General features: G+C 46.4%; 24 protein-coding genes and 1 riboswitch. Of the genes, 6 read left to right on the top strand and 18 right to left on the bottom strand.

Annotation, left to right across the window (positions count from 1 at the left end; translation table 11 throughout):
- Positions 1-23: 23 nt before the first annotated feature.
- The 9 genes from C9I98_RS05080 to C9I98_RS05120 form a co-directional block, all read right to left on the bottom strand.
- Positions 24-419 carry a hypothetical protein gene (locus tag C9I98_RS05080; RefSeq protein ID WP_245907088.1) on the bottom strand — a complete coding sequence of 132 codons (396 nt, stop codon included), beginning with the start codon at positions 417-419 and terminating at the stop codon, positions 24-26.
- 263 nt (positions 420-682) lie between these two features.
- The gene (locus C9I98_RS05085) at positions 683-1,273 is read right to left on the bottom strand and encodes a TfoX/Sxy family DNA transformation protein (RefSeq protein ID WP_036816317.1); all 591 of its coding nucleotides are present in this window, start codon (positions 1,271-1,273) and stop codon (positions 683-685) included.
- Positions 1,274-1,400: 127 nt separating this feature from the next.
- Positions 1,401-1,505, bottom strand: a riboswitch (cyclic di-GMP riboswitch).
- Positions 1,506-1,717: 212 nt separating this feature from the next.
- Positions 1,718-2,722, bottom strand: a complete 1,005-nt coding sequence (locus tag C9I98_RS05090) for a substrate-binding domain-containing protein (protein ID WP_036816315.1) — start codon at positions 2,720-2,722, stop codon at positions 1,718-1,720.
- Between the two features lie 442 nt (positions 2,723-3,164).
- Complete coding sequence (locus tag C9I98_RS05095) at positions 3,165-4,004, bottom strand: heme ABC transporter ATP-binding protein (protein WP_036816313.1); 840 nt, start codon at positions 4,002-4,004, stop codon at positions 3,165-3,167.
- Positions 4,001-5,038 (bottom strand): FecCD family ABC transporter permease, encoded by a 1,038-nt coding sequence (locus C9I98_RS05100; protein ID WP_036816311.1) that lies wholly within the window; start codon positions 5,036-5,038, stop codon positions 4,001-4,003. The genes C9I98_RS05095 and C9I98_RS05100 overlap by 4 nt, the downstream gene beginning before the upstream one ends.
- A gap of 19 nt (positions 5,039-5,057) precedes the next feature.
- A complete protein-coding gene (locus C9I98_RS05105; protein ID WP_036816308.1) occupies positions 5,058-5,894 on the bottom strand; it encodes a heme/hemin ABC transporter substrate-binding protein in 837 nt (278 codons plus the stop codon).
- A complete protein-coding gene (locus C9I98_RS05110) occupies positions 5,891-6,313 on the bottom strand; it encodes an ExbD/TolR family protein (RefSeq protein WP_036816306.1) in 423 nt (140 codons plus the stop codon). Before C9I98_RS05110 ends, C9I98_RS05105 begins: the two co-directional genes overlap by 4 nt.
- Positions 6,310-6,999 carry a MotA/TolQ/ExbB proton channel family protein gene (locus C9I98_RS05115; protein ID WP_036816303.1) on the bottom strand — a complete coding sequence of 230 codons (690 nt, stop codon included), beginning with the start codon at positions 6,997-6,999 and terminating at the stop codon, positions 6,310-6,312. The genes C9I98_RS05110 and C9I98_RS05115 overlap by 4 nt, the downstream gene beginning before the upstream one ends.
- A gap of 19 nt (positions 7,000-7,018) precedes the next feature.
- Positions 7,019-7,771 (bottom strand): energy transducer TonB, encoded by a 753-nt coding sequence (locus tag C9I98_RS05120; RefSeq protein WP_036816301.1) that lies wholly within the window; start codon positions 7,769-7,771, stop codon positions 7,019-7,021.
- 418 nt (positions 7,772-8,189) lie between these two features.
- On the opposite strand from C9I98_RS05120, the gene hutW reads away from it, so the two are divergent.
- The 5 genes from hutW (at position 8,190) to C9I98_RS05145 (ending at position 11,686) form a co-directional block, all read left to right on the top strand.
- Positions 8,190-9,575: a heme anaerobic degradation radical SAM methyltransferase ChuW/HutW gene (gene hutW / locus C9I98_RS05125; RefSeq protein ID WP_036825696.1), complete on the top strand. Its 1,386-nt coding sequence runs from the start codon at positions 8,190-8,192 to the stop codon at positions 9,573-9,575.
- A gap of 48 nt (positions 9,576-9,623) precedes the next feature.
- Positions 9,624-10,151, top strand: coding sequence for a heme utilization cystosolic carrier protein HutX (gene hutX / locus C9I98_RS05130; RefSeq protein WP_036827123.1), 528 nt, complete (start codon positions 9,624-9,626; stop codon positions 10,149-10,151).
- 2 nt (positions 10,152-10,153) lie between these two features.
- A complete protein-coding gene (gene hutZ, locus C9I98_RS05135; RefSeq protein WP_036827120.1) occupies positions 10,154-10,711 on the top strand; it encodes a heme utilization protein HutZ in 558 nt (185 codons plus the stop codon).
- A gap of 218 nt (positions 10,712-10,929) precedes the next feature.
- Entirely contained in the window at positions 10,930-11,325 is a 396-nt protein-coding gene (locus tag C9I98_RS05140) for a hypothetical protein (RefSeq protein ID WP_036824086.1), read from the top strand.
- Between the two features lie 172 nt (positions 11,326-11,497).
- A complete protein-coding gene (locus tag C9I98_RS05145) occupies positions 11,498-11,686 on the top strand; it encodes a thioredoxin domain-containing protein (RefSeq protein WP_158262660.1) in 189 nt (62 codons plus the stop codon).
- Between the two features lie 51 nt (positions 11,687-11,737).
- Here the strand turns inward: C9I98_RS05145 and C9I98_RS05150 are convergent, their stop codons facing one another.
- From C9I98_RS05150 to torC, 4 genes are all read right to left on the bottom strand, one after another.
- A complete protein-coding gene (locus C9I98_RS05150; RefSeq protein ID WP_036824082.1) occupies positions 11,738-12,304 on the bottom strand; it encodes a hypothetical protein in 567 nt (188 codons plus the stop codon).
- Positions 12,305-12,557: 253 nt separating this feature from the next.
- Entirely contained in the window at positions 12,558-13,217 is a 660-nt protein-coding gene (gene torD, locus C9I98_RS05155) for a molecular chaperone TorD (protein ID WP_036824093.1), read from the bottom strand.
- A gap of 200 nt (positions 13,218-13,417) precedes the next feature.
- Positions 13,418-15,949 (bottom strand): trimethylamine-N-oxide reductase TorA, encoded by a 2,532-nt coding sequence (gene torA, locus C9I98_RS05160; protein ID WP_036828777.1) that lies wholly within the window; start codon positions 15,947-15,949, stop codon positions 13,418-13,420.
- Positions 15,950-16,013: 64 nt separating this feature from the next.
- On the bottom strand, positions 16,014-17,180 hold the full coding sequence (torC, locus tag C9I98_RS05165; RefSeq protein ID WP_173424710.1) for a pentaheme c-type cytochrome TorC: 1,167 nt from the start codon (positions 17,178-17,180) through the stop codon (positions 16,014-16,016).
- 201 nt (positions 17,181-17,381) lie between these two features.
- On the opposite strand from torC, the gene torR reads away from it, so the two are divergent.
- Positions 17,382-18,095 carry a two-component system response regulator TorR gene (torR, locus tag C9I98_RS05170; RefSeq protein ID WP_036828783.1) on the top strand — a complete coding sequence of 238 codons (714 nt, stop codon included), beginning with the start codon at positions 17,382-17,384 and terminating at the stop codon, positions 18,093-18,095.
- 471 nt (positions 18,096-18,566) lie between these two features.
- Here torR and panP read toward each other — a convergent pair whose 3' ends face one another.
- The 5 genes from panP to C9I98_RS05195 form a co-directional block, all read right to left on the bottom strand.
- The gene (panP, locus tag C9I98_RS05175) at positions 18,567-20,228 is read right to left on the bottom strand and encodes a pyridoxal-dependent aspartate 1-decarboxylase PanP (protein WP_107271658.1); all 1,662 of its coding nucleotides are present in this window, start codon (positions 20,226-20,228) and stop codon (positions 18,567-18,569) included.
- A gap of 188 nt (positions 20,229-20,416) precedes the next feature.
- A complete protein-coding gene (locus C9I98_RS05180; RefSeq protein WP_036820061.1) occupies positions 20,417-21,409 on the bottom strand; it encodes a DUF2860 domain-containing protein in 993 nt (330 codons plus the stop codon).
- A gap of 167 nt (positions 21,410-21,576) precedes the next feature.
- Entirely contained in the window at positions 21,577-22,089 is a 513-nt protein-coding gene (locus C9I98_RS05185; RefSeq protein ID WP_036820064.1) for a hypothetical protein, read from the bottom strand.
- 175 nt (positions 22,090-22,264) lie between these two features.
- Complete coding sequence (locus C9I98_RS05190; RefSeq protein WP_107271659.1) at positions 22,265-22,366, bottom strand: MetS family NSS transporter small subunit; 102 nt, start codon at positions 22,364-22,366, stop codon at positions 22,265-22,267.
- Positions 22,363-23,850: a sodium-dependent transporter gene (locus C9I98_RS05195; protein ID WP_036820067.1), complete on the bottom strand. Its 1,488-nt coding sequence runs from the start codon at positions 23,848-23,850 to the stop codon at positions 22,363-22,365. The genes C9I98_RS05190 and C9I98_RS05195 overlap by 4 nt, the downstream gene beginning before the upstream one ends.
- Positions 23,851-24,031 lie beyond the last annotated feature (181 nt).

The following is a 24,031-nucleotide window of genomic DNA, read 5'->3' on the forward strand; positions in this document are numbered from 1 at the left end:
AGAAATTTATTGGTTGGAATGGGCTAGTTGATGGTTATTTGAACAGCACGGTCCTGCTTGGTTTGATTTGCGATGTTATGTTCATGCGGATCAGTGACCAAGATATAGCCACAAGCAAGAATGGGAACCACAGCCAGCATCATGGTTTTGCCGATATGGTAGTTACGGTACCAATATTTCTTGGAGCGGATTTTTAGCAGTAAGCCCCAAGTAAGCAACAAGGCATTAAAGCAAGACACGCCAACAAGCACGTCATGCATCAGGTGCAATGGCGCAAGGTTTTGGTGAACAAGTACAAGGGCTGTTACAGGTGGGAGTAGGCTAAGTAAAACAAGTAGCTTCATTAACCGAGGCCATTTACCAAACTTATCCTTGAACATTTGGTCGCTTTGTCCTGGGAAAGGTTTGGTGCAGTTCATAATAACCTCCGTTAAACGAGTGTCATTATTCTACGAATCTTACAAAGTAATGGAAGTTTGTTGAGTGTTTTGTAAACAGCTTTGTGAGGCGATTCAATCTTTGACGGATGCTGACAGAAACTTGTCATTGGCGGGGTGTACTAAACAATAAAAAGCTGATTGATTACGCCTTGGCAATACAGCTTTGGCGACGAGCAAAACACAAATAGCCACCTACAAGAGGTCAACCCCCTTGTAAGTACTATTGATATGCAGACTGAGCTTTAACTTAGCTCTGAAAGCAGCTCAGAACGTCGTTCCTGCGGAATGACAGACCAATGCTTGCCGCTGATTGCGCCTTCCAAAGCCCAAAGCAAGTCAATGCTAACCGTGCCTTGGTGGCAATCTTGCAGTGCCTTGTAAGCATTGATAGAGCCTGCTTCGAACAAGTCTTCAACAGAGGCAATGCCTGCCTTTTTAAGCATACGCTCATTGGCCAAGCGAAGGTTTGGCAGATCCTTAATACGATCTGGGCCAGCTTTGCTTTTCGTTGCTTTATCTTCTTGAGCAGCCTCTAAAGAGCGTTTCGCATGACTCAGAATCTTATCTGAATCATCCCACCACTCGTCAGGAATGGCGAAATGCTTGGTTACAACCGGAAAACCACGCTTTTTGTAGATATAAGGCTTCAGACCTGCTTGTTTAAATTCTTGTTCGTTATCAGCGTTGGCGCGAAGGTGAAGCTTGTCATTCACAACAAGTGCAAACATAGTTTCACCTGCGAAAATGCCAAATCCGCCAAACATTGATCGCGATTTTACGTTTTTGAAACAACTAAACAGTCGTAATGAGTCTTTAAGTACTGGTTTGTCCATGCTTCTTCTCGGTGAAAAATATCTCGGGTCACCTAACAACAGAGCGAGGATTTCAGATTAGCAAAAAAAACAAAAAAGTAATGTCAGAATACCGTCAATTTGTATTCAAATTACTTTTGCTATATCCATCGGCAACCCCGCTACCATAAGTGAAACTAGTTATTGAAAACTAAGTACTATTAGGCCGGTGGCTTTGCGTCCCAATCTTTCGAAAGGTTTGCCTTGTTCGTGACAAATTAAGAATATCGCAGAAGCAAATTTTGAACTTGCTTCCACTTTTCAAAGTGTGATATTGCTCCCAGAAATTTATTGTTGTTTTGGATAGCGCTTAAGCCTATTTTTAAGTGGTTTTGTGTCAAATATTAGAACTTATTTTGGATAAAAAAACGGAGGCTTATGCCTCCGTTTTAAATATTTATATGCCTAATAATCTAGACTTTATAATTATTTGATATTTTTCACTGACTTACGAATAACAAGTTCAGGCACCATTTCGAAAATGCGGTGCGCGTGATCTTTGTCTTTCACGCGTTCTAGCAAGATCTCGATCGCGGCTTTACCCAGTCGACGCTTCGGCTGGTGAATTGTCGTCAGTGGTGGTGAAAAGTACGGTGCCAGATCGATATTGTCGTAGCCGATGATAGAAATATCCTCAGGTACACTGATACCAGCCTGAGCAAAGGTACTGATCATGCCCATTGCCATAATGTCGTTGAAACAGAAGATAGCCGTTGGGCGCTCTTCCATTGCAATGATGGCTTCAGCCGCTTTAACCGCTGAATCACATTCAAAGTCACCTTCAAGGATCCAGCTTTCATTGATCTCAAGGTCAGCTTCTGTCATCGCTTTCTTGAAACCAACCAATCGTTCACGAACAGCCGCTTTATCTTTGTGGCCAGTCAAACAGCCAATAGCTTTGTGGCCATGCTCGATGAAGAATTTGGTGGCAACATAACCGCCCATTTCGGCGTTATCCTGGATTTTGTCGGTATGTGGGCTTTCTGGTCCCCAATCCATGATTACCATTGGCAGATCTTTCTGGCGCTCTAGCAAACCAAGTAGGTTCTCATCGAGGTCAGAACACATCACAAGCAGGCCATCAACACGTTTTTCAGCCAACATGCGAAGGTAATCGCGCTGTTTAGATAGGTTACCTTCAGTGTTACATAGGATCAGCGTGTAGCCTGATTCATAGCAGTATTCTTCAACACCATGTACAACCTCGGCAAAAAATGGGTTGGTTGATTTGGTTACCAACATACCGATTGTACGTGTTGTGTTGCATTTTAGGCTTCGCGCAACAGCACTCGGTGCGTAGTTCAGTTCATCTACGGCGGCCAGTACTTTTTTCTGGGTTGCTTCTGCGACGAAGCGCGTTTTGTTTATCACGTGAGAGACGGTGGTTGTAGAAACACCTGCCATACGTGCAACATCTTTAATCGTTGCCATATTTATTCTTCTAATAATAAAGGTCTTATGACCTGTTTAGTTTTAGCTTTACTCAATAGAGTAGTGAACTTGATGAATATGCGCTTTACAGTTCACTGTTCTGTTGAGTAAAGACGACAGAAACGGCAAAAAGCCGCAACACGAATGGGCGGCTTCGTTTCTTATAATTCATATTTTAAGCGATGACAATCTGATGAGTGATGAGTGTTTCATTGTGTAATCGCTTGCGTTCACATTTTACCGAGTGTAGCAGAGAGTGCAATATTTCTTGATGTAATAAGTGGGAATAGTTGATTGCTATCAAACTTCTATTGCACCAGCCAGTTAATTGCAAAGGCGGCTGCTATTGATACTGTTTATGGTGATAACAAAAAGCCTGTTAAGAGTATTAACAGGCTTTGAAAGGCTGAAATCAGCATTAAGCGGTTATGACTACGCTAGGTTAAGCTCCCATGCTGAGCTCAACGGTTTGGTGGTTGGCTGCCGGTAGTACGATAGGGTAGTGGTCAATAGGGTGCTGAGTTATGCAAACCGGCCAACCGTATACGCGCTCAATGGTTTCAGCAGTGAGGGCTTGTGCTGGGGAGCCGTCAGCTTGTATCTTACCTTCGTTGAGGATCACTAAGCGATCGGCATATTGTGCCGCTAAGTTAAGATCGTGGATGACGATAATCACTGCCGCGCCAGCCTTGGCCATGGCTTTGGCAACTTGCAAGGTTTTGTGCTGGTGGGCAAGATCGAGTGCCGAGGTGGGCTCGTCTAGCATCAAGATACATTGCTCTCCAGCTAGGCTTAATTGGGTAAGCACTCGCGCAAAATGCACACGCTGCTTCTCACCACCCGATAACGTAGGGTAGAGGCGATTGCTGAGTGAAGTGACATCAACCAGTGACATTTTTTCGTTGGCGATGCTGGTGGTTTGCTTGTTCGGCAAGGTTAGGGGCAGTGCACCCAACTCGACTACTTCTTGCGCAGTGAATGCGAAAGTCAGGTTGCTATGTTGGGGTAATACACCAAGGTGCTTTGCCAATTCACCGGCAGGCCAATTGTCACGTGCTTGGTTAAAAAAGCTGACATGCCCTGTCGCAGATTGTTCACCACAAAGTACTTTTAGTAATGTACTTTTACCCGCACCATTTGGCCCCAAGAGGGCCGTCAGTTCTCCGCTCTTTATCTGAATTGCAAGGTCATCGAGTAACACTTTATTACCAAGGCGAAGGTTTAGCCCCGACGCTTCGATAGCATACTCAAAATCAGTCTGCTGAGTTGTCGATGCTGTCATGACAATCTACCTTTTTGTTTCATTAGCAAGAAAATAAAGAACGGCGCGCCAAGCAATGCGGTAATGATACCAACAGGTAGCTCTGCAGGAGCAACAATGACACGGGCAAGCATATCCGCGACTAGTAGAATCAGTGCTCCAAGTAACGCCGACAGAGGTAGCAGCACCTTATGGTTCGGACCAGTTAGCATACGTCCAAGGTGAGGAACGATTAAGCCAACAAAACCAATAACCCCACTCAGTGAAACAGCAATACCGACACCTGCAGCACAAAGTAAAATCAGAATACGTTTAAGCGACTGCACGTTGACGCCCATGTGCTTGGCTTCTGCTTCACCCAACAAGAAAGCATTAAGGGCATTGGCATTTCGCTCAAACAAGAACATTAAAACGGCAAGTGTAGTGTAAGCGAGTGCAATGCCTGGCCAGGTTGCGCCTGCCAATGACCCCATGGTCCATAGAGATAGATCACGCAGTGCTTGATCATCTGCATAGTAGTTCATTAGTCCTAGTGCAGCACCAGATAGTGCGCCAATGGCCACACCGGCTAAGAGCATCACTGTTACCGATGTACCATTTTTATCAGTACCCAACTGGTAGACAAAAAAGGTACTGATTGCGCCACCAAGAAAGGCAAAAACAGGCACCGTACCCAGGGTCAAAAGCAAAGGGAACGAGGCTGCAAGCGGGGCAAATACCACGATTGCAAGCGCAGCACCTAGGCTTGCACCACCAGAAACACCAATGATGCCTGGATCGGCAAGCGGGTTGCGGAACAGGCCCTGCATCACTGCACCACAGAGGGCTAAGATGGCGCCAATGGCCATACCAAGCAAGGTACGCGGTAGGCGGATTTGATTAATGACAATCTGAATATGCTCAGGCAAGTCCGATTGCCATGGAATCAAAGCTTTAAAGCTGTCAGTGAAACTGATTGCCATCGGCCCTATCACCACCGATGAGGTGATGGCAAAAAACAGAAGTAAGATCCCGACAGGAAAAATAATCTGACTTGGAATACGGTGAGACTGCATGGTCGCTACTACTTAATTATTATTTCTTATAGAAAACGGAGTTTAGGCGCTCTGCTTCACTAAGGCTTTTCAGGCCAAGCCCACCGATTAGGGCGGTACCATCAATCATTGCCAATGCTTTATTCTGACCAGCTGGCGTTGCAGCCAGTAGTGGCATTTGTTTAAGTAGTTCATCAGCCGAGCCAATTTTACTCATGGTGCGCGAGCTAAGCAGAATAATATCTGGTTGCATCTGTACCATTGCCTCTAGTGAGACTGGCTTGTATGACTCAACGGCATCTGCGGCTGGGTTGATTGCGCCAGCAAGGCGAATAACAGTATCAGCAGTGGTATTACGTCCAGCAACGTTAGCCGGGCGGCCATCGTGAATCATTAAGAATAGGACTTTCTTTTTACGGTCTTGGTTTTCAAGGTTGGCATTAATGGCTGCTACCTTTGCTTCAACGTCTTTCTGGAGCTCGACAGCTTTGTCGGATGTGTCGGTTAGTTCACCAACTTGTTCAATACGAACCATTAAGTCTTCAACGGTTTCACCGGAGTTCAGTACATCGACTTCAATACCAGCTTGTTTTAGCAAATCAAGTGTACTTTGGGGACCCATTTCGTTTGAACCAAGAAGGCGGGTTGGGTTTAGGGCAATCAAGCTTTCTGCAGATAGTTGGCGGTGGTAGCCCAATACTGGCATATCTTTGTCGACCATCGATTTACTGGTAACGTCGACAGCAACAAGCTGCTCTTGCGCATCCATTGCGTTGATAATTTCTGTAATTGCGGCACCGGCACTAATAATGCGCTCACTTGCAAATGTTGATGTCGCGGCAAAAAGTAATGCTGTTGCCAAAGTGATACGCTTCATGATTTGTCCTCTTCCATTAATAGCTGTGTCGCTTTGATGTCGTTTTGTTGCAAGAAAGCGAGTAATTTAAGCATGTTTTCTACTGTGCCTGCTTTGTCTGCCCCGATGACAACGGGTTTGTCAGGGTTGGCTTTAACTTCTTTCAGCAGTTCAGTTTTGAAGGCATCCCAATCTTCGATTTCATTGCCCTGAAGCGCCCAATATGGTGATTCAGCGGTAATATTAACCGTGATAGGATCAGATTCTGTTTCTTGTAGAGCTTGAGTCTCGGTTTGAGGCAGCTCTACATCGAGTGATTGGATCTTTACGCTTGCGGTCAACAGCAGAAATACCATCACAATAAATATAATATCGAGCAGAGGGGTTAAATCTGGTTTTAACTCATCTGTGTCAGTAATGCTTTGGTGTGTCCGGATCATGCCTTAGCCTCTGATTGTTCCTCGCTCTTTTGTTGTTGCTTTGGAGAACATGTTGGCCCTAGGGATAGGCCTTCTAGCCATAGGTTACAGTGGTTTAGGCTGTGCTCTAGCTTTGCAGTAACTTTATCGGCCCACAAGCCAAGCAGTTGGGCACCTGTAATTGCTGGTAGGGCAATAATAAGGCCCGCAGCGGTTGTGCGCATCGCAAGGCCAAGCCCGTCAGCCAAATCATTTGGTGTGACTGCCCCCGTGCTCATTGCGATGCCCTTAAACATTTCAATTAGGCCAAGAACAGTGCCCAGTAGGCCAAGTAATGGGCTGATCACACCAATAAGACCGAGTAGGCGAAGGCCGGAGCGTAACTGTGAGCGCTTTTGCTGAAGCCAGATCCCCGCCGCGTCTTCACGCAAAGGCTTGGCAAAGTGACGGTGTGAAATAAGCATGGAGACGCCTTTAAATAGTAAAGGACGTTTTGATTTTAGATCATCGGCAAGCTTATCGAGGCCAGATTCATCATCACGGCTATGAGTTGCTAAAATTGCATCAATTTTACTGCGGCCAACACCTGTACAAAGTAGTACTTGAATACAGCGTTCGATCAAAATCATGACGGTGAGTGCCGAGCATAAAAGCAAAGGTGCAGTCATGAGGCCGAATTGGTTTTGTAGGGAGTGAAACATTTCCATGAGTGTATCCAGTTAATACTTAATCTAGCTTAAATCGAACAGGGATTTGTACGCGATGGGCAATCGCTTGACCATCAACAATATGTGATGAAAAACGCCAACGTTTAATTGCATCAAGGGCCGCCTCATCTAGCACAATAGCCCCTGAAGATTGAACTAGGTTGTGTTTGACTTGTTTACCTTTTTCGTCAATCCAAACCTCAACCAATACTTGGCCTTCCAAGCCACGACGTTTAGCAATACGTGGATACTTCACTGGGCTTGGGCGGGTTGCGAAAGTTGGTTTGGTGACCAATTTTGGTGAATTATTAACGCCAGAAGCAGCTTCAGATTTAGGCAATGGTTTTGTCTTTGCAACAGGCGGCTTTTGTTCTGGTTTCTTTTCTGGGACTGGTGCTTTCTTTTCGGCAACAGGTTGCTTTACCACTTTCGGCTCAACTTTCTTAACTGGCTTAGGTGGTGTTTTCTTCACTACTGGCTCAGGTGCCTTTTTAGGCTCAGGCTTTGGTTCAGGCTGCTTTTTCTTTACCAGTTTTTTTACTTCAGTTTCTTTTTGAATCGGTTTTGGTTCCGGTTTAGGTGCCGGAGGTGGTGGTTCAACTGCAGCAGGGGCAGGTTGAGGTGCAGGCGCGGAAACTAGGTTCAATGAGACCTTAGTTGAATCTGCACCAACAGGCATAGCCATCACCATTTTATTGGGTACAGCCGAAAGCAAGACACCGTGTAAAGCGATGGAAACTGCTCCAGCGATGACATATCTTTTCGTGTTCACTATAAACCCCTGCACATACTAAATCTCTGTATGTTGTTGTTACTGAATGATTAAATTCTATTAACATAACTATCATCAATAGAAGATAATCAAGAATGGTTCTCATTATCCATGTAATCGTAATAATAGCAATTATCATTTGCAATATTATTAGCGGGTGATTATGATTTAGCGCAAATAATAGTGCTTCTCATTACGGCCCATGAATGGTTGTTTTGAAGAATCATGACAACAAGGGCTCAGCCCGCAAGAAAGTAACAGTCTGCACGTATGCTCAACGTGGCATCAGGTTTAATAGTGTGCTTAAGAAAAACTAGCCTGGTGGAGGACAAACTGACAGTAGCAATACCTAGTCATAAATATAATCGGTGTTGTTCCTGTTAAGGAGGCGCTAGCCTGGCTAGCTCGAAAGTTATAGATGAAAGAACAGCAATCAATAAACCTAGAAGTACTGTCGGAAGAATTACTGACAGAGGAAGTGATTGGCAAGCATACTCCGGATCCGCTTCGATATGCTTTTGCCAATAAGCGCTCTGCACATGCCGGCGGTATGAGTGCGATGATCGCTGAAGATCAGCGTCAAGCGCTTGCGACAGAAGCTTTATCATATGTTGCGGATGAACCAAACAGCCGTTGCCTATATATTCATATTCCTTTCTGCCGTGTTCGCTGTACTTATTGCAATTTCTTCCAGTATGCATCCAGCCAAAAACTGATTGATGAATACTTTGAAGCACTGATGGTTGAGCTTAAAGTTAAGGCTGCAATGCCTTGGACACAAGCGGCTCCATTCCGTGCTGTATATGTTGGTGGTGGTACACCGACAGATTTGTCGCCTGAGCACTTGGTTCGTCTTGGCAAGATGCTTCGTTCTCACTTCCCATTGACTACTGATTGTGAAATCACACTCGAAGGCCGCATTAACCGCTTCAGCGATGAGATGTTTGATTCGGCATTGGAAGGTGGCTTTAATCGCTTTTCATTTGGTGTACAAAGCTTTGATACCACGGTTCGTCGTAAAGCCAAGCGTCTTGATGACCGTGAGCCAGTGTTAGAGCGCATTCAATCACTAAGTGCGGCTAATGCTGCGCCGATTGTCATTGACCTATTATTTGGTCTGCCATACCAAGATATGGATGTATGGCAGCGAGACTTGCAAGATTTCCTCGATAGCGGCGCGCATGGCGTTGACTTGTACCAACTTATCGAAATGGGTGGTACACCGATGAAGGGAATGATTGAGAAAGGCAAGCTACCTGAGCCAGCCGACACGCCAACCAAAGCGTCGATGTTCGAATATGGTGTGAACTTCATGGCTAAGCATCACGTACGTCGATTAAGCGGTAACCACTGGGCGCGTGATAACCGCGAGCGCAGCATCTATAACAGCTTGGCAAAAACATCTGCCGAGGTACTGCCGTTAGGTGCTGGTGCTGGTGGTAACGTGGGTGGATATGGTTTTATGCAGCACCGCACGCTGGATGCATACATTGAATCAATTAAAAATGGTGAACTGCCATTAGCCATGATGACTAAGTCATCACCACAGGCGGCATTGCACTCAGAAATCAAAGCCAGTTTCGACCGAGGCTTTTTGTCAGCCCGCGATTTTGAGCTTAAGTTTAAGCTAGACATCTTCAAGCTGTGCATGCCTTTATTCAAAGCTTGGCAGCGTAATGGGTTAGTTGAAATCGAAGATGGCTACCTGTCATTGACATTGGCCGGTACTTTCTGGTCGGTGACACTAGCTCAGGCGATGATTCAAGTTTTACAACAACATAGCATGAACAAGATTGCAGCCTAACGGTTGCCCATTTTTAGAAATGTACATTGAAGTACTAGGAGATACATTGTGTTTGAGAAAATCTCATTTGAAGCGCTGAAATCACAAGTTGCAGAGCAACTTGAAGCTGATCCTAAGCTACATGCTATGGCGATTGCCGCAACGCTTGGCGTGACAGAGGGCGAGGTGATTATGGCCTTCCCTGAAGAATTGGTTGTTGCTACTTCTGGCGACAAAGCAAAAGCAATTCTAGAAGATTTACCAAGTTGGGGCCCGGTGACAACGATTGTTCACTCGATGGCGTCAATTTTCGAAGTAAAAGCCCCGTTTCCAAAAGGTAAGGAAGCGCGTGGCTATTACAACCTAATGGGTAAAGATGGCGAGCTACACGGTCATTTACGTCTAGACTTAGTAACTGATATTGCATTGGTTAGCAAGCCTTTCATGGGCCAAGAAAGCTACTTTATTGGCTTCTTTGCTCAAGGTGGTGAGTGTGTATTCAAGGTATACCTTGGCCGTGATAAGAAACGTCAACTTTTCCCTGAGCAAATTGAGAAATTCAACCAACTAAAACAAGAGTTCCTCGGAGAAAAATAATAATGAACCAAGTAAAGCAAGAGCGCCTTCAAAACCGTCTAGGTCCTGAGATCAAAGAGTTTCGTGAAGCCTGTCAAACAATCGAACTGGCTACCGTAGACGCTGACGGTAAACCTAATGTTAGCTATGCGCCTTTTGCATTGCTCGATGATGGTTACTACGTGCTTATCAGCCAGATTGCTAAGCATGCTCGTAATCTGCTGGAGAACCCACAGATCTCTTTGATGATGATCGAAGACCAAGCAACGTCGAAAACTATTTATGCGCGTAAGCGCCTAACGTTTGAGGCAAATGTTGTTGTGGTTGAGCGCGAGACTGAAAAATGGCTTGAAGCGGTTGCTAAGCTGAAAGTGCGTTTTGGCGATATCGTTGATGGCCTAAGTGGCTTGGAAGACTTCAAGATGTTCCGCTTCGAACCAACTCAAGGTTTGTTCGTTAAGGGCTTTGGCCAAGCTTTCCAAGTGAGTGGCGATGATCTTGTTGATTTCGTTCACCTACAAGAAGGTCACAAGCGAATCAAAGATGGCAGCGAAGTGACTGAACCATCGGAAGAGCTATAACGCAGGCGTGTTAGCGTCGGCTATATAAGAGCACAAAAAGTGTTCGAATAAATTCAACAGCCTAGGGATGCTCACCCTGGGCTGTTGTCGTTTTAGGGGATTATAACGGACTCTGACGGATAGTCTTGATCGTGATCATCCTCTATTTTTTCATCACTTGAAGCCACGAAAATACGTGTGATAATTAGACTAACTATAACCATAAGATGGATAAAGCCATGTCAACCGAATCGACCAAGGGTGTCCGCCTTGCCTATATTGCAAGCTTTCTAACCCCCTTAACACTGATGATCTCAGGCATATTTGCCGTGATTTATTCAGCTTACAAGCTGAACAAGGGCACAGATGAGCTGAGCTATACCCACTATTACACCATCATTCGCACCTTCTTTTACTTCTTCACCTTTTTCGTGGTGCTGGGTGTAACAGCGGCAACCACAACGGGCATGCTAGCAGGCGCTGAGTATTGGGTTTATAGCCCACTACTGCACAAAGTCCTGCAGGCGATTCCTGTGGTAGGCTTGATTATTGCTGGTTTGGCAATTGTGAAATGGTTTATCCAACATATTCGCGGTTTGAAGCTACTGAAAGCTAACCAACCGATTGAGTTGTAACTGACAACATCATTGAAAAATGAATAATTGAAAGCCGAAGCCATCGTGTTTCGGCTTTTTCGTTTTTTTTTGGGAACTGTGAAGCAAAAGTGCAGCCACTATACTTTCATTAACCCGTAACGCGCATCTTAGTGTCATGCTGAGCCGCGAAATACAGTTAGGAGGCGGGATGATGGCAACGAGCAAACAGACCTCAAAAGCAACAGAATCCATTCGTGACGAGCGTCAGCAGCCAATGAGTATGCACGAGGGAATTGCGCCGTGGTGCGATTGCTGTGTGTGCGAGGCTGAACCTTATTGGGCTGAGGTCGCTGAAGAGATGGGGATAAGCTTAAGTGATTATGAAGAGGCAGATAAATGAAGTTGAGATAGCCGTCCCCACCGGAGGAAGAGTGGGGACGACAAGACGGACTTACTGAAGGCTGGTCAGTAGTTCATTCAGTTCGGTAACCAGCTTTTCCGTGTCTGGGTTTTGTTCTTTCATCGCCGCAAAGGTGTCTTTTTGTAGCTTCTCTTGCATTGCCATGAGTTCTTCGTCAGCAAGAATCGACTCGCGTTGCATTGCCATGGCTTTCTTGGCGTCGGCAAATTCTTGGATTAACTTACTGCGCTCTTCTTCGCTGGTGGCTTCATCGCGAACCTTGGTTTGAATTTCTTGTGCTTTAGTAATGAAAGCGTTGGGATCATAGCCAATTTCTTCAGCTTTTTTCTGATAGGCCGTTTCGAACGCTTTGGCTTGCTCAACCAGATCAGGGTTGGATTGCAGCGTCTGTTGGCGAATACTGGTCAAATCGCGCTGAATTGAATTGATTCGGTGGGTAGTTTCTTGCTGGTTGGCAACAGTTTCCGTTGCTGCATCACTTGCGTTGGCTTTCGGCGCAAGGGCAAACATGGCAACAAGCATGAGTGGTAATGAATACTTGGCAAACTTAACAGCAAGGCTCGATGGTTGGGCTACGCGTGCTTGAGTGTTTTGCATATCTGGTCCTTTATAATAATTAGAACTTACCCGTTTTATACATCAACAAAAAATGAATTATCGTGACGGGTTATATGTTGATAAGCAATGTATACAAGCTATGTATTGCAATTGTCAGTGCATTGTCATGAAGGCTTGACGATTGCTGAACGAGGCGGATATCTGGGATCTAGCTGCAAAAAAGCCGGCAATCCATATGCCGGCAACAATGAGATAGTGTTTTTGAATCGCCAGCTATATGCTGGTCGTATAGTTAACTGTGTGACTCTTCGCCAGCAAGAAATGCCGCGTCTAGGTGGCAGAACGCGACCAACACTTGGGCCGCGGCGGCATAGAAGCCGAACTTATCGCGTGACTGCGCGGCGGTAGCGAAAGTTGGTACCCAGTTCAGCAGCATTGTGTTGATGAAGTCTAGCTGAGCTTGCATGAGGGGCTCGGCACCTTCTTCAGAACCTTGCTGGTTTGCCATGATGATGAGGTTACCCATGAAGTCCAGCTCGACAGCAAGATGGTCGGCAGGCTCGTTGAAGTCTTTTCGCTGGGCAATGTTGTATTGCTCCATCAACGAGTTCATGTCCTGTGCCGGCTTATCGTTCATCAGGCCACTTTCACCCACATACATCGAAGCGTAAGGCAGGGCTCCTGATTTTGGTGTGCTTAGGAATAAGCCGCAGAAGTCAGCAGCGAGCTCTAGCTGGGCATCTTCGCGCTCATCAAGGCGTTTGATGGCATCGCGGAACGCCTCTACCGGCTGCTTTAGATCTGGCGTCATGGCAAGGCCGGAAAGGAAAGTGACCACCTCACCGCTGTTATATTGCTCGATATCTTGCTCTGTTAACTCGCGAGCAAAAAGCGAAGACATCCACCAGTAGATTTCGGCACGTTGTTCGTTGAAAGCAATAAACTCTTTCATTGGCACTCCAAGTAAAGGCAATCAGGACAACGAGCGAATAGTGTTAGGGTCGCTGCCGTGATGGGAAAACATATTCAAATATAATTGATTGTATTAGTTACAGATAATTATATGTGAATAGGTTTTAGGTACATAATTAATGGGAAGAAAAAGTGTAGTCAGGGAATTCTCCCTGACTACTTACTTATTGGCTAACGCGCTTATTCTAGGTCCATTGCTGGGAATAGCGGGTTAATGTCAGTCACTTCCGTTGGGCCGTTGAAGCCAGTCACCGCTGGCACGGGACCTGTGTATTTCTCAACGTTAACCAGTGCAGAGGCAGCCGATGTTGCCTGAGCAAGCTTAGAAGAACCGATGTCTTGTGTTAGTACGTTCGGATCGCCGTAAGTACAAATGGTACCAGGCTTGCCGCCTTCTAGCGGGCTGTACCATGCACCTTCGTGGATACGACAAACGCCAGACTTGTAGTCGTCAGTCACAACGGCACCGGCCAGTACTTCACCACGGTCGTTGAATACGCGAACGATATCACCAGACTTGATGCCGCGAGCATTCGCGTCTTCAGTGCTTAGGTAGATTGGTTCACGGTCAGCCACAGCGTAAGTACCACGGTGTTCAGTTGAAGAACATAGCTGTGAGTGCAGACGGTGTTTCGGGTGCGTGCTCTGCAAGTTCAGCGGGAACTTCTCGGAACGTGGACCGCCGTGGCTGCGTTCTGTCTTCTCGAACCACATTGGGTGGCCCTGACAGTCGTCGTAACCCATATCTGCAATGGTCTTACAGTAGATTTCGATAAGGCCCGAAGCGGTACCTAGTGGCTCCAAATCAGGTTCCTTACGGAATGATTCGTGACGAACCCACTCAGTGCCCGCAGGGAACTCGATGAAGCCTTCACCTTCCCAGAACTTCTTGAAGTTAGGCATACGTACACCGATACCACGGCCCTGTAGGCGTGCACCGTTGTAGATTTCTTCAATCCACTCCATTTGCGTCTTGCCCGCCGTGAAAGCTTCTTCACGGTCGTAGCGGCGACATAGCTCGCGGAAGATATCGAAGTCGTCTTTCGCTTCGTACATTGGCTCAACCACTTTAGGTAGCGCGATGATACCTGCGTTTGAGTGGTTGCCGTATTGCTCGATGTCGTTACGCTCGTGCGTGGTGGTTGCTGGCAGAACGATGTCGGCAAAGCGACAAGTTGCCGTCCACTGAGTTTCAACAGAAACAACCGTTTCTAGCTTGCGCCACGCCTTGATCATCTTGTTACGATCTTGGTGGTGGTGGAACGGGTTGTTACCACAGAAGATGGCCATCTTCATCTCAGGGAAGGTGATGCGGTGACCGTAGGCATCGATAGTCTTACCAGGGTTCTCGATACAGTCGACGAAACGCGCAACCGGGATGTAAGTCGAGTAGCCTTTGTAAGAACCGTTGTGGATTGGGTCAACGCCAGTCACACCACTGAAGCCTGACATTAGCGGGCCGTTTGACGTGATAGAGCCTGCATCATTGTAGTGCCAGCCGAAGCCGAAACCACCGCCTGGTAGGCCGATTTGGCCTAGCATTGCAGCTACTACAACCAGCATCCAAGCGTACTGCTCACCGTGCTGCATGCGCTGTAGACACCAGCCACCGATAATCTGAGTACGGCCTGAAGCCATCTGGCGTGCTAGTTCACGGATAGTGTCAGCATCGATGCCACAGATTTTCTCAGCCCACTCAGGTGTTTTCTCAACGCCGTCTTTCTCACCGGTTAGGTAAGGGATGAACTTGTCAAAGCCTGTGGTGTAGTCGCGAATGAACTCTTTGTTGTAAAGATTTTCATTGTAAAGCGTGTGAGCGATAGCCAGCATTAGCGGGACGTCAGTCTGCGGGTTAACTGCGATTTGTTCGCCGCCAACAAGCTTCTGAGTCGTCGATTTCACTGGGTCAACGTAGATCACCTTGATCTCGTTGTTCTTCACTTTCTCAGCCAGCTGCTCGTAGTACTCGATTGGGCTGTGGTCAGGGACTAGCCAGCCAACCTGTAGGTTTTTAACCGGATCAGAACCCCAGATAACGATGGTATCTGAGTGTTCAAGTACTAGCGGCCAAGACGTCTGCTGCTCGTATACTTCCATTGCGCCGGCAACGTAAGGGAGAACAACCTGAGCGGCACCTGTTGAGTAGTCACCCATCTTGCTTAGGTAAGTACCATGCAGGCCGATGGCACGCATCATGATAGTACCAGCAGAGTGTAGTTTACCTACTGACTGCCAACCGGTGTGGCCAGCGTACAATGCACTTGGGCCGTAGTTGTTCTGAACACGTTCCATTTCATGGTAGAAGAAATCCAGTGCCTGTGACCACGGCACACGAACGAAACGGTTATCACCACGCTGTGTCGTGTCTGACTTGTAGCCGTGTTTTAGCCAGTCTAGGCGTACCATTGGGTACTTAACACGTGCAGGGTTGTAAACAACTTCACGAACGCCATTGATCATTGACGTTGGGTTTTTGTCTTTTTCAAACGGTACGGTATCTACCCATACGCCGTTCTCAACTTTAGCGCGGAAGGCACCCCAGTGAGAGCCAGATAGCACCTCGCCGGTAAAGTTAGCTTTGGTTTCCGTTGCAGCCATTGCGTTGCGTGGGGCAAGCAGGCTAGTACCAACAACAGATGCAGCACTTGCTGCAACCATGCCAGATAGGAAGCGACGGCGTGAAATGCCTTTATTTAGAATTTGAGTCGCCATAAATTAAACCCTTAATTTGAATGCTTTGAGCAGAGGGTGGAACCTGTGTCCCACCCGTCAGGAATTAGTGCGCGCCTGCGCCGCCAGTATCGTTAGCGTGGTTCTGAAGGTACTTCAGTAGGGTACGTTCTTCAGTTTTGCTTAGGCGGTAGTAAGCACTCATTGCGTTTAGGCTTGCAATCCAACCGTTCGCACCGAAATGGTCAGGTGTCGGTGCCGCGTGACATGCTGTACATGTTGAGCCGTACATGTCTTCCGCGTAGTTCCAGATTGGCTGGATGTCGTCGATCATGTCTTCAGCCGTGATCCAAGCTTCTACAGAAACATGCTGCCAAACGATGTCAGTGGTGCTGTCTGTTTGCTCTTCGATAAGTGTTTCTGTTGCTTTCACGTCACCGCGGATAGTGGCTTTGAATACGCGCTTACCCATGTATTCAGTCAGTACGCGGCCACGACCTGCTTTTTCTAGCCAGCCGTCAATGCGTACTTTCAGCATGTCGTCTTTACGCTCTAGTACTGATACTTCAGATGCAGGTAGTAGGTTGCCCGATACCGTGCCTGACGTATCCGCTGCTGCGTATAGGTTTTTCTCACCCAGCGAGTAAAGTACTTCAGCTGTTGCGCCTTGCGATTGCGCCGTTGCTTGAAGCTCTTGGAAGTCTTTCTGGAAGCCGCCAGCCATGTTTGGTAGCTCGTGAGCAATACCTTTGTGACACTCGATACAGTTCATGTCTTCCGCTGCTGCTTTCTTCATTTCAAAAGCGGCTTGAGCCGATTGCTTGCTGTGATCCATATCGTCGTAAGAGTGACAGCTCTTACAGGTTTTCGAGTTTTGGCCGCTCATACGGTTCCAAACCGTTTGTGCCATCTCTAGTCGGTGCTCTTCGAATTTCTCAGGCGTATCGATTTTGCCTGTCACGAAGTGGTGGTAGAGGTCTTTTGCTGCTTCCAGCTTACGGAAAACTTTGCCTGGAAAATCTTTTGGCTGGTGGCAGTCAACACAGCCAGCTTGTACGCCAGATGCATTTTGGAAGTGAACAGTTTCTTTATATTCTTCGAAGTTCTGTTGCATGGTATGGCATGAAGTACAGAATTCATTGGTTGAAGTCAGTTCAAAACCTTTATGAACAACAACCGTACCTGCAAGAGTAATACCGATACCAACCAGAACCAAAGCAAGAATAGGGTACTTGCTGCTTGGCTTGATTAACTTTTGCCAAAGTTTTTTCATAGTGGAAGATTCCATTTAAGAATGAATGTCTGCCGTAAACTACGGTGACGTATAAATTTTTATGGTTTAATCTTAATTCCACGATGTGAATAAGGATAAGGGCAGCGGTGAACAGGATTTTCATTTTTATGACAAATTGTGAACAGCTGACCGTTATGCTAAGTTTTAAAAGAACAGTAAATAAGACATAAAGAGAAAAACATGAGTCACCATGTACTTGTTGTAGAGGACGAGATTGTTACCCGCACAAAGCTGGTTGGGTACTTTGAAAACGAGGGATACAAGGTCAGCCAAGCCGAAAGTGGCGCGCAAATGCGTGAGGTAATGGCGAGCGAAAAAATCGACTTGGTCATGCTGGATATTAACCTGCCTGGCGAGGATGGCCTGATGCTGACGCGTGAACTTCGCAGCCGCTCTGAAGTCGGTATTATCTTGGTTACCGGCCGGACAGACAGTATCGACCGTATTGTCGGGCTGGAAATGGGCGCCGATGATTATGTCACCAAACCGTTCGAACTGCGCGAGCTGCTAGTTCGCGTCAAAAACCTGCTATGGCGTATTTCCTTGGTTGAAAAAGCCCGCGACGAGACCATGGTAGAGCTACAAGAAGACAGCATCATTCGATTTGGTGATTGGCAGTTTGATATCAACAAGCGCGCGCTGACTCACGGCGGTGTGCCAGTCAAACTGACCAAGGCCGAGTACGAATTACTGGTGGCTTTTTCTTCCCATCCTAATGTAGTGCTTAGCCGTGAACGTATTTTGAATATGCTAAGCCATCGGGTTGAAGCGCCAAATGATAGAACCATCGATGTTTTGATCCGTCGCATGCGTTCAAAGATGGAAGTTGACCCGAAAAACCCCCAGATTTTTGTCACGGTTCACGGTGAAGGATACATGTTTGCTGGTGACTAAATTAGCGGCACTCAGCTGCAGCTGATTTGTCATAAGTTGTCATATTTAGGCCGATATAGATGCTATGTCGGCCTTTTTCATACCTGATAATCGGCACTTTTGTTGATCTCAATCAATAAATGTTAATTGTTATGAATAGGTTAAAACGCTAAAAAATGGCTTTTTCATCAAAAATTCGAATGAAACACGGCTATATTTTGCATGAAAGTGATGGGTGAACGCTAAATATTAAATAAAATTAACCATCTATTTTTATTGTTCATTGTAGCGATTCATCCTGGTTGCTGTTTTTGTCGCCAGTTGGTTGGCTAAAAAAGCGTCATTCAAACCAGCGTGACAAAAATAAATACGTAAATGGAATAAGCTGGAAAGCGTATTTAATGGGATGTGAATGGGATAAGACAATAAAAAGCCTGACTTAAATAGTCAGGCTTTACCGTTGTGCTTAACGAAAGTAACGGCCAATCGTATTTATTCGGCCATTTCGTTTTCATTCAGAATTTTGTCGGTCAGCGACTGGATTTTAGGGAAGCTGATAAAACTCTGTTGGGCAATCATTCGTTGCTCTTCAAGCACGTCTTGAAGGATTTGCTCGGTGGTTAACGGGTTCGCGAGTACAACACGAAATACCGTTGTTGCTTTACGGTTCCATTTCTCAGGCGTTAGGCGCGTACGAGAGACAAACGACTTACCTGATTCACGCTGGCGCTTTTGAATGAATTTGGTGATGTCATCCAAGGCATCTAGCAAGGCTTCTTTATCTTGCTCGTTGGCAAGTGATAGAGCGCGTTGGGTACGCTCTGGTACATAGCGATAGGTTAGCAGGCACAACTCAGGTTCAGAGATAAGCTCAAAGTCTTGGTGTTGCTCGATCAGATCAGCAAAGTACTTGGCCTTATCGATACTGTTGTTGATCAGCATTTCATAGCCTGGACGACTAATAATATTCAGGCTGGCATATAGCAGCATTGCCATCCCGCTACGCGAACCTTCTAGCGTATGGCTACCAAGGTCTTTTGACCCTTTACGCAAAATATACTCAGCATGGTGCTCGATAGCTGTCATGTGGGCCGGGTTTTTGAAAATCACCATGCCAGCACCCATTGGCACATACAGCTGCTTATGCGCATCAATAGTGACAGAGTCTGCCCGCTCTACGCCTTTCAGCTTCGGGCGATGGGCGTTTGACATTAAAGTCGCGCCACCCCAAGCCGCATCGACATGGAAGTGGCAATCATGCTGTTCTGCGATATCTGCTAATTCATCGAGCGGGTCGATATTACCGGTTTCCGTCGTACCAGCGACACCAATAATGGCGAACGGTTTGATGTTTTTGTGCTTGAGCTCGGCAAGCTTTTGCTTGAGATCATCGACGCGAACGCGGTTATTGCTATCGGTTTTAACTGGGATGACACAGTCGCGCCCGATGCCCAATACATCCGCCGCTTTTTTCAAAGAATAGTGGCCGCGCTCAGAGACTAACACCGCCAAATCTTCATAACCGTAATGCTTCATTGCGCGGAACAGGCCCTCTTGGGCAACGCCACGAAACTCACCGTCGGGTTTTAGTGCATTGTTGCGCGCAACCCAAAGCGCAGTGATGTTGGCAATGGTGCCACCTGAACAGAATGCCCCCAAGGAGTGGTTGGCACTGTGCATCCACTGCTGGTAGAAGCTATCTTCCTCACGGTAAATAAGGTTGTGTAGCATACCCAGCACTTGGCGCTCAAGCGGGGTAAAGGCTTTCGAGGTCTCGATCTTAACCAGGTTTTGGTTCAGGCCAATCATGATTTTCGACAACGGCATCAAGAAGTAGGGCAGTGCCGATGTCATATGGCCAATAAACGAGGGCGCAGAGGTATGCACTGATTGCGCCACCAGTTTATCGAGCAGAAAATGGGTATGATCAGAAACGAAACTAGGGGCTTCAGGCAGGGCAGCCGATGAAAAGTCCTTTTCAATTTCTGCTAGCGGTTTTTCTCGGGCTGCAATGTGTGTTTGAAGAAACGCATTCAGGTTTTCCGAGATTTCTTTTTCGATTCGACCCAGGGTTGAATCTGGTGCTTCCGGCACCGTAAAAATGCGATGCAGCGACTCTTCGGTAGCATCGGCTTTCTTGTGATCCACTGCCATATATAGCTAATACTTATAGTTTGATTCGGCAAATTGATGTTAATTTAATGCAAATTATCGTCTATGTCCCGTAAAAATTAGCATTAGGGTGAAGCTGGTATTGCCGATTTGCTAATGTTTCAAACAAAAATGGGACAAGCTGCATGCTGCTTATCCCATTAATTTATCAGTGATAATTCGAAAATCCACTAGAAGCGGTAGTTGATACCCAGGCTCACTAGTAGGGAATCTTCATCATAGAAGCTGATATTTGATTCGCTTTGGCTATAGCCTGCTAGCGACACTATGCCCCAGTTCTCCCAATCAAATGGTTCTTTGTATTCGTAAGCAAGGAATACCCCCCACTTATCGTCTTGTTGCTTGGTGCCAAAAACAGGGTTAACTGCATCGAAGTCAGTACGTGTGTAGCTAAGGGTTAATGCTAAGCTGGAGCTGCGCATCATTTGGATTAAACCAAGCTCTGCGCCAAACGCATCACTGGCCATGGCATCGCCATCGGCATTGAGGCGGGTGTAGTTGATACCGCCGCGAAGCAGCTGGCTACGGCTGATTGGTTGCACATAGCTTAGTTCGGTGAAAATGATGTCGCCTTCACGCTGAAGCTGGTCTTCAAACTCAGGGAAAGAGTTGGCACCACTTTGCTCGTCATCAACGACCTGCTCACCACCAGAAATTTCGAATGAGAAGTTCGAGCCAAGGATCCTATCGTACTGGAAGCGAAGTCCGCGAATCTTACTTTCCGTTTCCTCTCGCTTTTCGTTGATTACGAAGGGGTCTTTCCATGTATCGGTTTTCAATATACCCGGTACATAGCTAAGGGTGATCATGCCGTTATCTTCGATACGATAACGGTAGCCTAATTCGACATGAAAACGTCCCAACGCAAGATCTGAACGGCTGGTACCGAAATAGATCTGCTGGTTGAGGTCTTGGTTGGTATAGCTCACGGTACCAAGGGGGGCGAAGAAAGCATTGCTTTGCGATGGCGCTTCATCGTCTAGCGTTGAAATCGTATGGTTATCAGTATTGAATTGCGAAGTGGAGTCTGTATAACCAGCGAGGATGGAAATATCAGCACCAAAGCCAGGGGTCCAAGGCTTTGGACCATTCGCTTGTGCTCCCATGGAGTAGAGAGCTAAAGAAACAATGCCGGCTATAACGGCATAACGCTGCGGGATCATCCTGCGCTCCTTGCGAAATATGTAAAAGCGTTTTTATACGTGCGTCCGACCAAGCAATTGTCAATCTAATGTAAAATAAATGCTTGTTAGCAAAAGATTAATATAGATAAGAGGCGATTTCCATTATCGCCCCGTATATTACATGCCTTTCACGTTACTTTTATGAACTATTTGCAGCTAATTTCTGCAATTTTGTTCATTTTATCGTTGTATTCGGTTAGCGGCTTTTCAATTTCTACCGGGTGGGTAAGTAGCTCAGCAAAGGCACTGCGCAACTCATAGTTTTTCGGGTGCGGCTTGCTCTGGCGATCATCGAAAGAAAGCTTGGCAATTCGCCCTAATTCAGTATCTTGCTCTGATAGTGCTTTGACATCTTGTTGGCTTAGCTGCAGCCAAGATTCGATAGGTTGGTTCAGGTCTAGTTTTTCCTTATCGTTCTCCAAGTACCAATCAACAGCTTCACGATTGAGCTCAAAGTGGTGCTTACGGCCTTCTAGGAACCAATCTCCCACTTCTTTCAACTTTTCGTCTTTAGCTACGGTGAGTTCAACAAGGCTTTGGTACCAAGATAATGACGCATCGATGTATTGGTGGTATTTGTCGCTCTGGCAACTGGTGGAAGAAGCAAGTACCGTCGTCGGTAACATTGCGGTGGTAAGTAAAATAGCAGCTAACTTCATTGCCTTTCCTTGGATTATGGTATTGGTTTTTAATCGATTGTAACTGCCCATAAGGTGTAAGGAAAAGGGTTCTTTACCAGACTAAAACATTCTTAACATTATTTTTTAGCAAGAAGATGGATTTCGGCGATCAAAAAAGGGCTCGAAAGAGCCCTTTTTATGTTAGCGAGAAACGTTATTTCTGCTGTTTGTTCATCGCGACTGAGATGCAGTAGGCGGCACCGCCCCATGTTATCCCAAGGCCGATAAGCATCATGATAATGGCACTGGCTGTCATAGTTTTGCCTCCTGCTGTGGTTGTGGCTTAGATGAAAGGTTGATAAGCACGGCCACAATAAACATTGCGGCAACAAGCCCCCAGCCAAGCATTAGTAGGTCAGACATTGCATAACCACCGTAGCCTTCGTTGAACGTGTTAACGAGGTTTGTGCCAAGGATCACTGCCAGCATCGCAGGACTTAGGAAGCGAATACAGATTTCGAACCACTTGCCGATGCTAAATTCAGAGATATTGTTCACGTAGGTGCGAATATCAGACACTTTCAATAGCCAAGCAATGATCACAAGTTCGATGAGACAGCTTGCTAGTAGCGCGACGTTGTTAATGAAGTAATCGACAAGATCCAGCAGTAATAGGCCACCGTTGGTTGCGAACGCCATTGAAACCACAAAGCCAATACCACAAACCCAACTTGCTGCTACCTTACGGCTAACTTTTAGCTTATCGATGATGGCTGATGTGACCGCTTCAATAATAGAAATATGCGAGCTCAAGCCGGCGACAACTAAAGCCAAGAAGAATAGTGGGCCAAGGATAAACGGCGCTGGCAATAGGTTGATTGCCGCTGGAATGGTTACAAATGCCAAACCGACACCCGCAGAAACCACTTCAGTAATTGGTTTCGCTTGCTCTTGTGCCATGTAGCCAAGTACACCGAAGATCAATACACCAGCAGTGATTGAGAAACCACAGTTGATCAGTACTGTCATAAAGGCATTGTTATTGATGTCCGATTTCTCTGGCAGGTAGCTAGAGTAGGCGATCATGATGGCGAAGCCGACACTTAGGGTAAAGAAGATTTGACCATAAGCCGCTGACCATACCTTGGCATCAAGGATCTTGCTGAAATCAGGTTGGAACAAGTAATTGAGTCCATCCAGTGCACCAGGTAGGAATACCACGCGGGCAATCAGGCCGATCACCATGATGAACAGTAGCGGCATCATGATTTTACTTGCGCGCTCAATGCCGCCCTTAACACCGGTGAACACGGCTGCAAAGGTAATCGCCCATGCAATTGCCATCGGGATAGCAATGTGAGTCTGTAGGCTACCAAGCTGGCTCGGGGTATTGTCGCCAAGCTTTAGGTATTCACTAAAGAAGAAGGCGTTAGTATCTGTGCCCCAGCTCTGACCAAACGAGTAGGTAAGGTACGAGATGGCCCAGCCAATAATTGCGACATAGTAAACCGCGATAATTGCGGCAATGAAAACCTGGAACCAACCAAGCCATTCAAATTTAAGTCCTAGCTTTGAGAAGGCACGCGGCGCGGCGCCACGTAACTTGTGCCCAAGGCTGAACTCCATGATCATGAATGGGATACCTGCGGTGAGCATGGCAAAAAGGTATGGGATAAAAAATGCGCCGCCACCGTTTTCGTAAGCCATATACGGGAAACGCCAAATGTTCCCTAGACCAATTGCAGAGCCCACTGCGGCAAGGATAAATCCTGCTCGGGAGCCCCATTGTTCGCGTTTCATATACATCTCCTTATGTACTGCAAATCTCTATGAAACAAAGATTGGAAAGTTAAAAATTCTGTTTTTTCATCATGAAAAGCGTGAGAATCAAATGGTTAGACCACGCTAATGGGACGAGATTAACCAGACAGAAGTTGTAAAGCAATAGAGTGTGGTGTTGTTACGATGGCTGGTGGTAGGT

The organism is Photobacterium sanctipauli (assembly GCF_003026495.1).
Classification (GTDB): domain Bacteria; phylum Pseudomonadota; class Gammaproteobacteria; order Enterobacterales; family Vibrionaceae; genus Photobacterium; species Photobacterium sanctipauli.

Bases quoted from the DNA above. Each gene is read 5' to 3' on its own strand.
- C9I98_RS05080 (WP_245907088.1), bottom strand. From the start codon at position 419: ATGAACTGCACCAAACCTTTCCCAGGACAAAGCGACCAAATGTTCAAG.
- C9I98_RS05085 (WP_036816317.1), bottom strand. From the start codon at position 1,273: ATGGACAAACCAGTACTTAAAGACTCATTACGACTGTTTAGTTGTTTC.
- C9I98_RS05090 (WP_036816315.1), bottom strand. From the start codon at position 2,722: ATGGCAACGATTAAAGATGTTGCACGTATGGCAGGTGTTTCTACAACC.
- C9I98_RS05095 (WP_036816313.1), bottom strand. From the start codon at position 4,004: ATGACAGCATCGACAACTCAGCAGACTGATTTTGAGTATGCTATCGAA.
- C9I98_RS05100 (WP_036816311.1), bottom strand. From the start codon at position 5,038: ATGCAGTCTCACCGTATTCCAAGTCAGATTATTTTTCCTGTCGGGATC.
- C9I98_RS05105 (WP_036816308.1), bottom strand. From the start codon at position 5,894: ATGAAGCGTATCACTTTGGCAACAGCATTACTTTTTGCCGCGACATCA.
- C9I98_RS05110 (WP_036816306.1), bottom strand. From the start codon at position 6,313: ATGATCCGGACACACCAAAGCATTACTGACACAGATGAGTTAAAACCA.
- C9I98_RS05115 (WP_036816303.1), bottom strand. From the start codon at position 6,999: ATGGAAATGTTTCACTCCCTACAAAACCAATTCGGCCTCATGACTGCA.
- hutW (WP_036825696.1), top strand. From the start codon at position 8,190: ATGAAAGAACAGCAATCAATAAACCTAGAAGTACTGTCGGAAGAATTA.
- hutZ (WP_036827120.1), top strand. From the start codon at position 10,154: ATGAACCAAGTAAAGCAAGAGCGCCTTCAAAACCGTCTAGGTCCTGAG.
- C9I98_RS05140 (WP_036824086.1), top strand. From the start codon at position 10,930: ATGTCAACCGAATCGACCAAGGGTGTCCGCCTTGCCTATATTGCAAGC.
- C9I98_RS05145 (WP_158262660.1), top strand. From the start codon at position 11,498: ATGGCAACGAGCAAACAGACCTCAAAAGCAACAGAATCCATTCGTGAC.
- C9I98_RS05150 (WP_036824082.1), bottom strand. From the start codon at position 12,304: ATGCAAAACACTCAAGCACGCGTAGCCCAACCATCGAGCCTTGCTGTT.
- torD (WP_036824093.1), bottom strand. From the start codon at position 13,217: ATGAAAGAGTTTATTGCTTTCAACGAACAACGTGCCGAAATCTACTGG.
- torA (WP_036828777.1), bottom strand. From the start codon at position 15,949: ATGGCGACTCAAATTCTAAATAAAGGCATTTCACGCCGTCGCTTCCTA.
- torC (WP_173424710.1), bottom strand. From the start codon at position 17,180: ATGAAAAAACTTTGGCAAAAGTTAATCAAGCCAAGCAGCAAGTACCCT.
- torR (WP_036828783.1), top strand. From the start codon at position 17,382: ATGAGTCACCATGTACTTGTTGTAGAGGACGAGATTGTTACCCGCACA.
- panP (WP_107271658.1), bottom strand. From the start codon at position 20,228: ATGGCAGTGGATCACAAGAAAGCCGATGCTACCGAAGAGTCGCTGCAT.
- C9I98_RS05180 (WP_036820061.1), bottom strand. From the start codon at position 21,409: ATGATCCCGCAGCGTTATGCCGTTATAGCCGGCATTGTTTCTTTAGCT.
- C9I98_RS05185 (WP_036820064.1), bottom strand. From the start codon at position 22,089: ATGAAGTTAGCTGCTATTTTACTTACCACCGCAATGTTACCGACGACG.
- C9I98_RS05190 (WP_107271659.1), bottom strand. From the start codon at position 22,366: ATGACAGCCAGTGCCATTATCATGATGCTTATCGGCCTTGGGATAACA.
- C9I98_RS05195 (WP_036820067.1), bottom strand. From the start codon at position 23,850: ATGAAACGCGAACAATGGGGCTCCCGAGCAGGATTTATCCTTGCCGCA.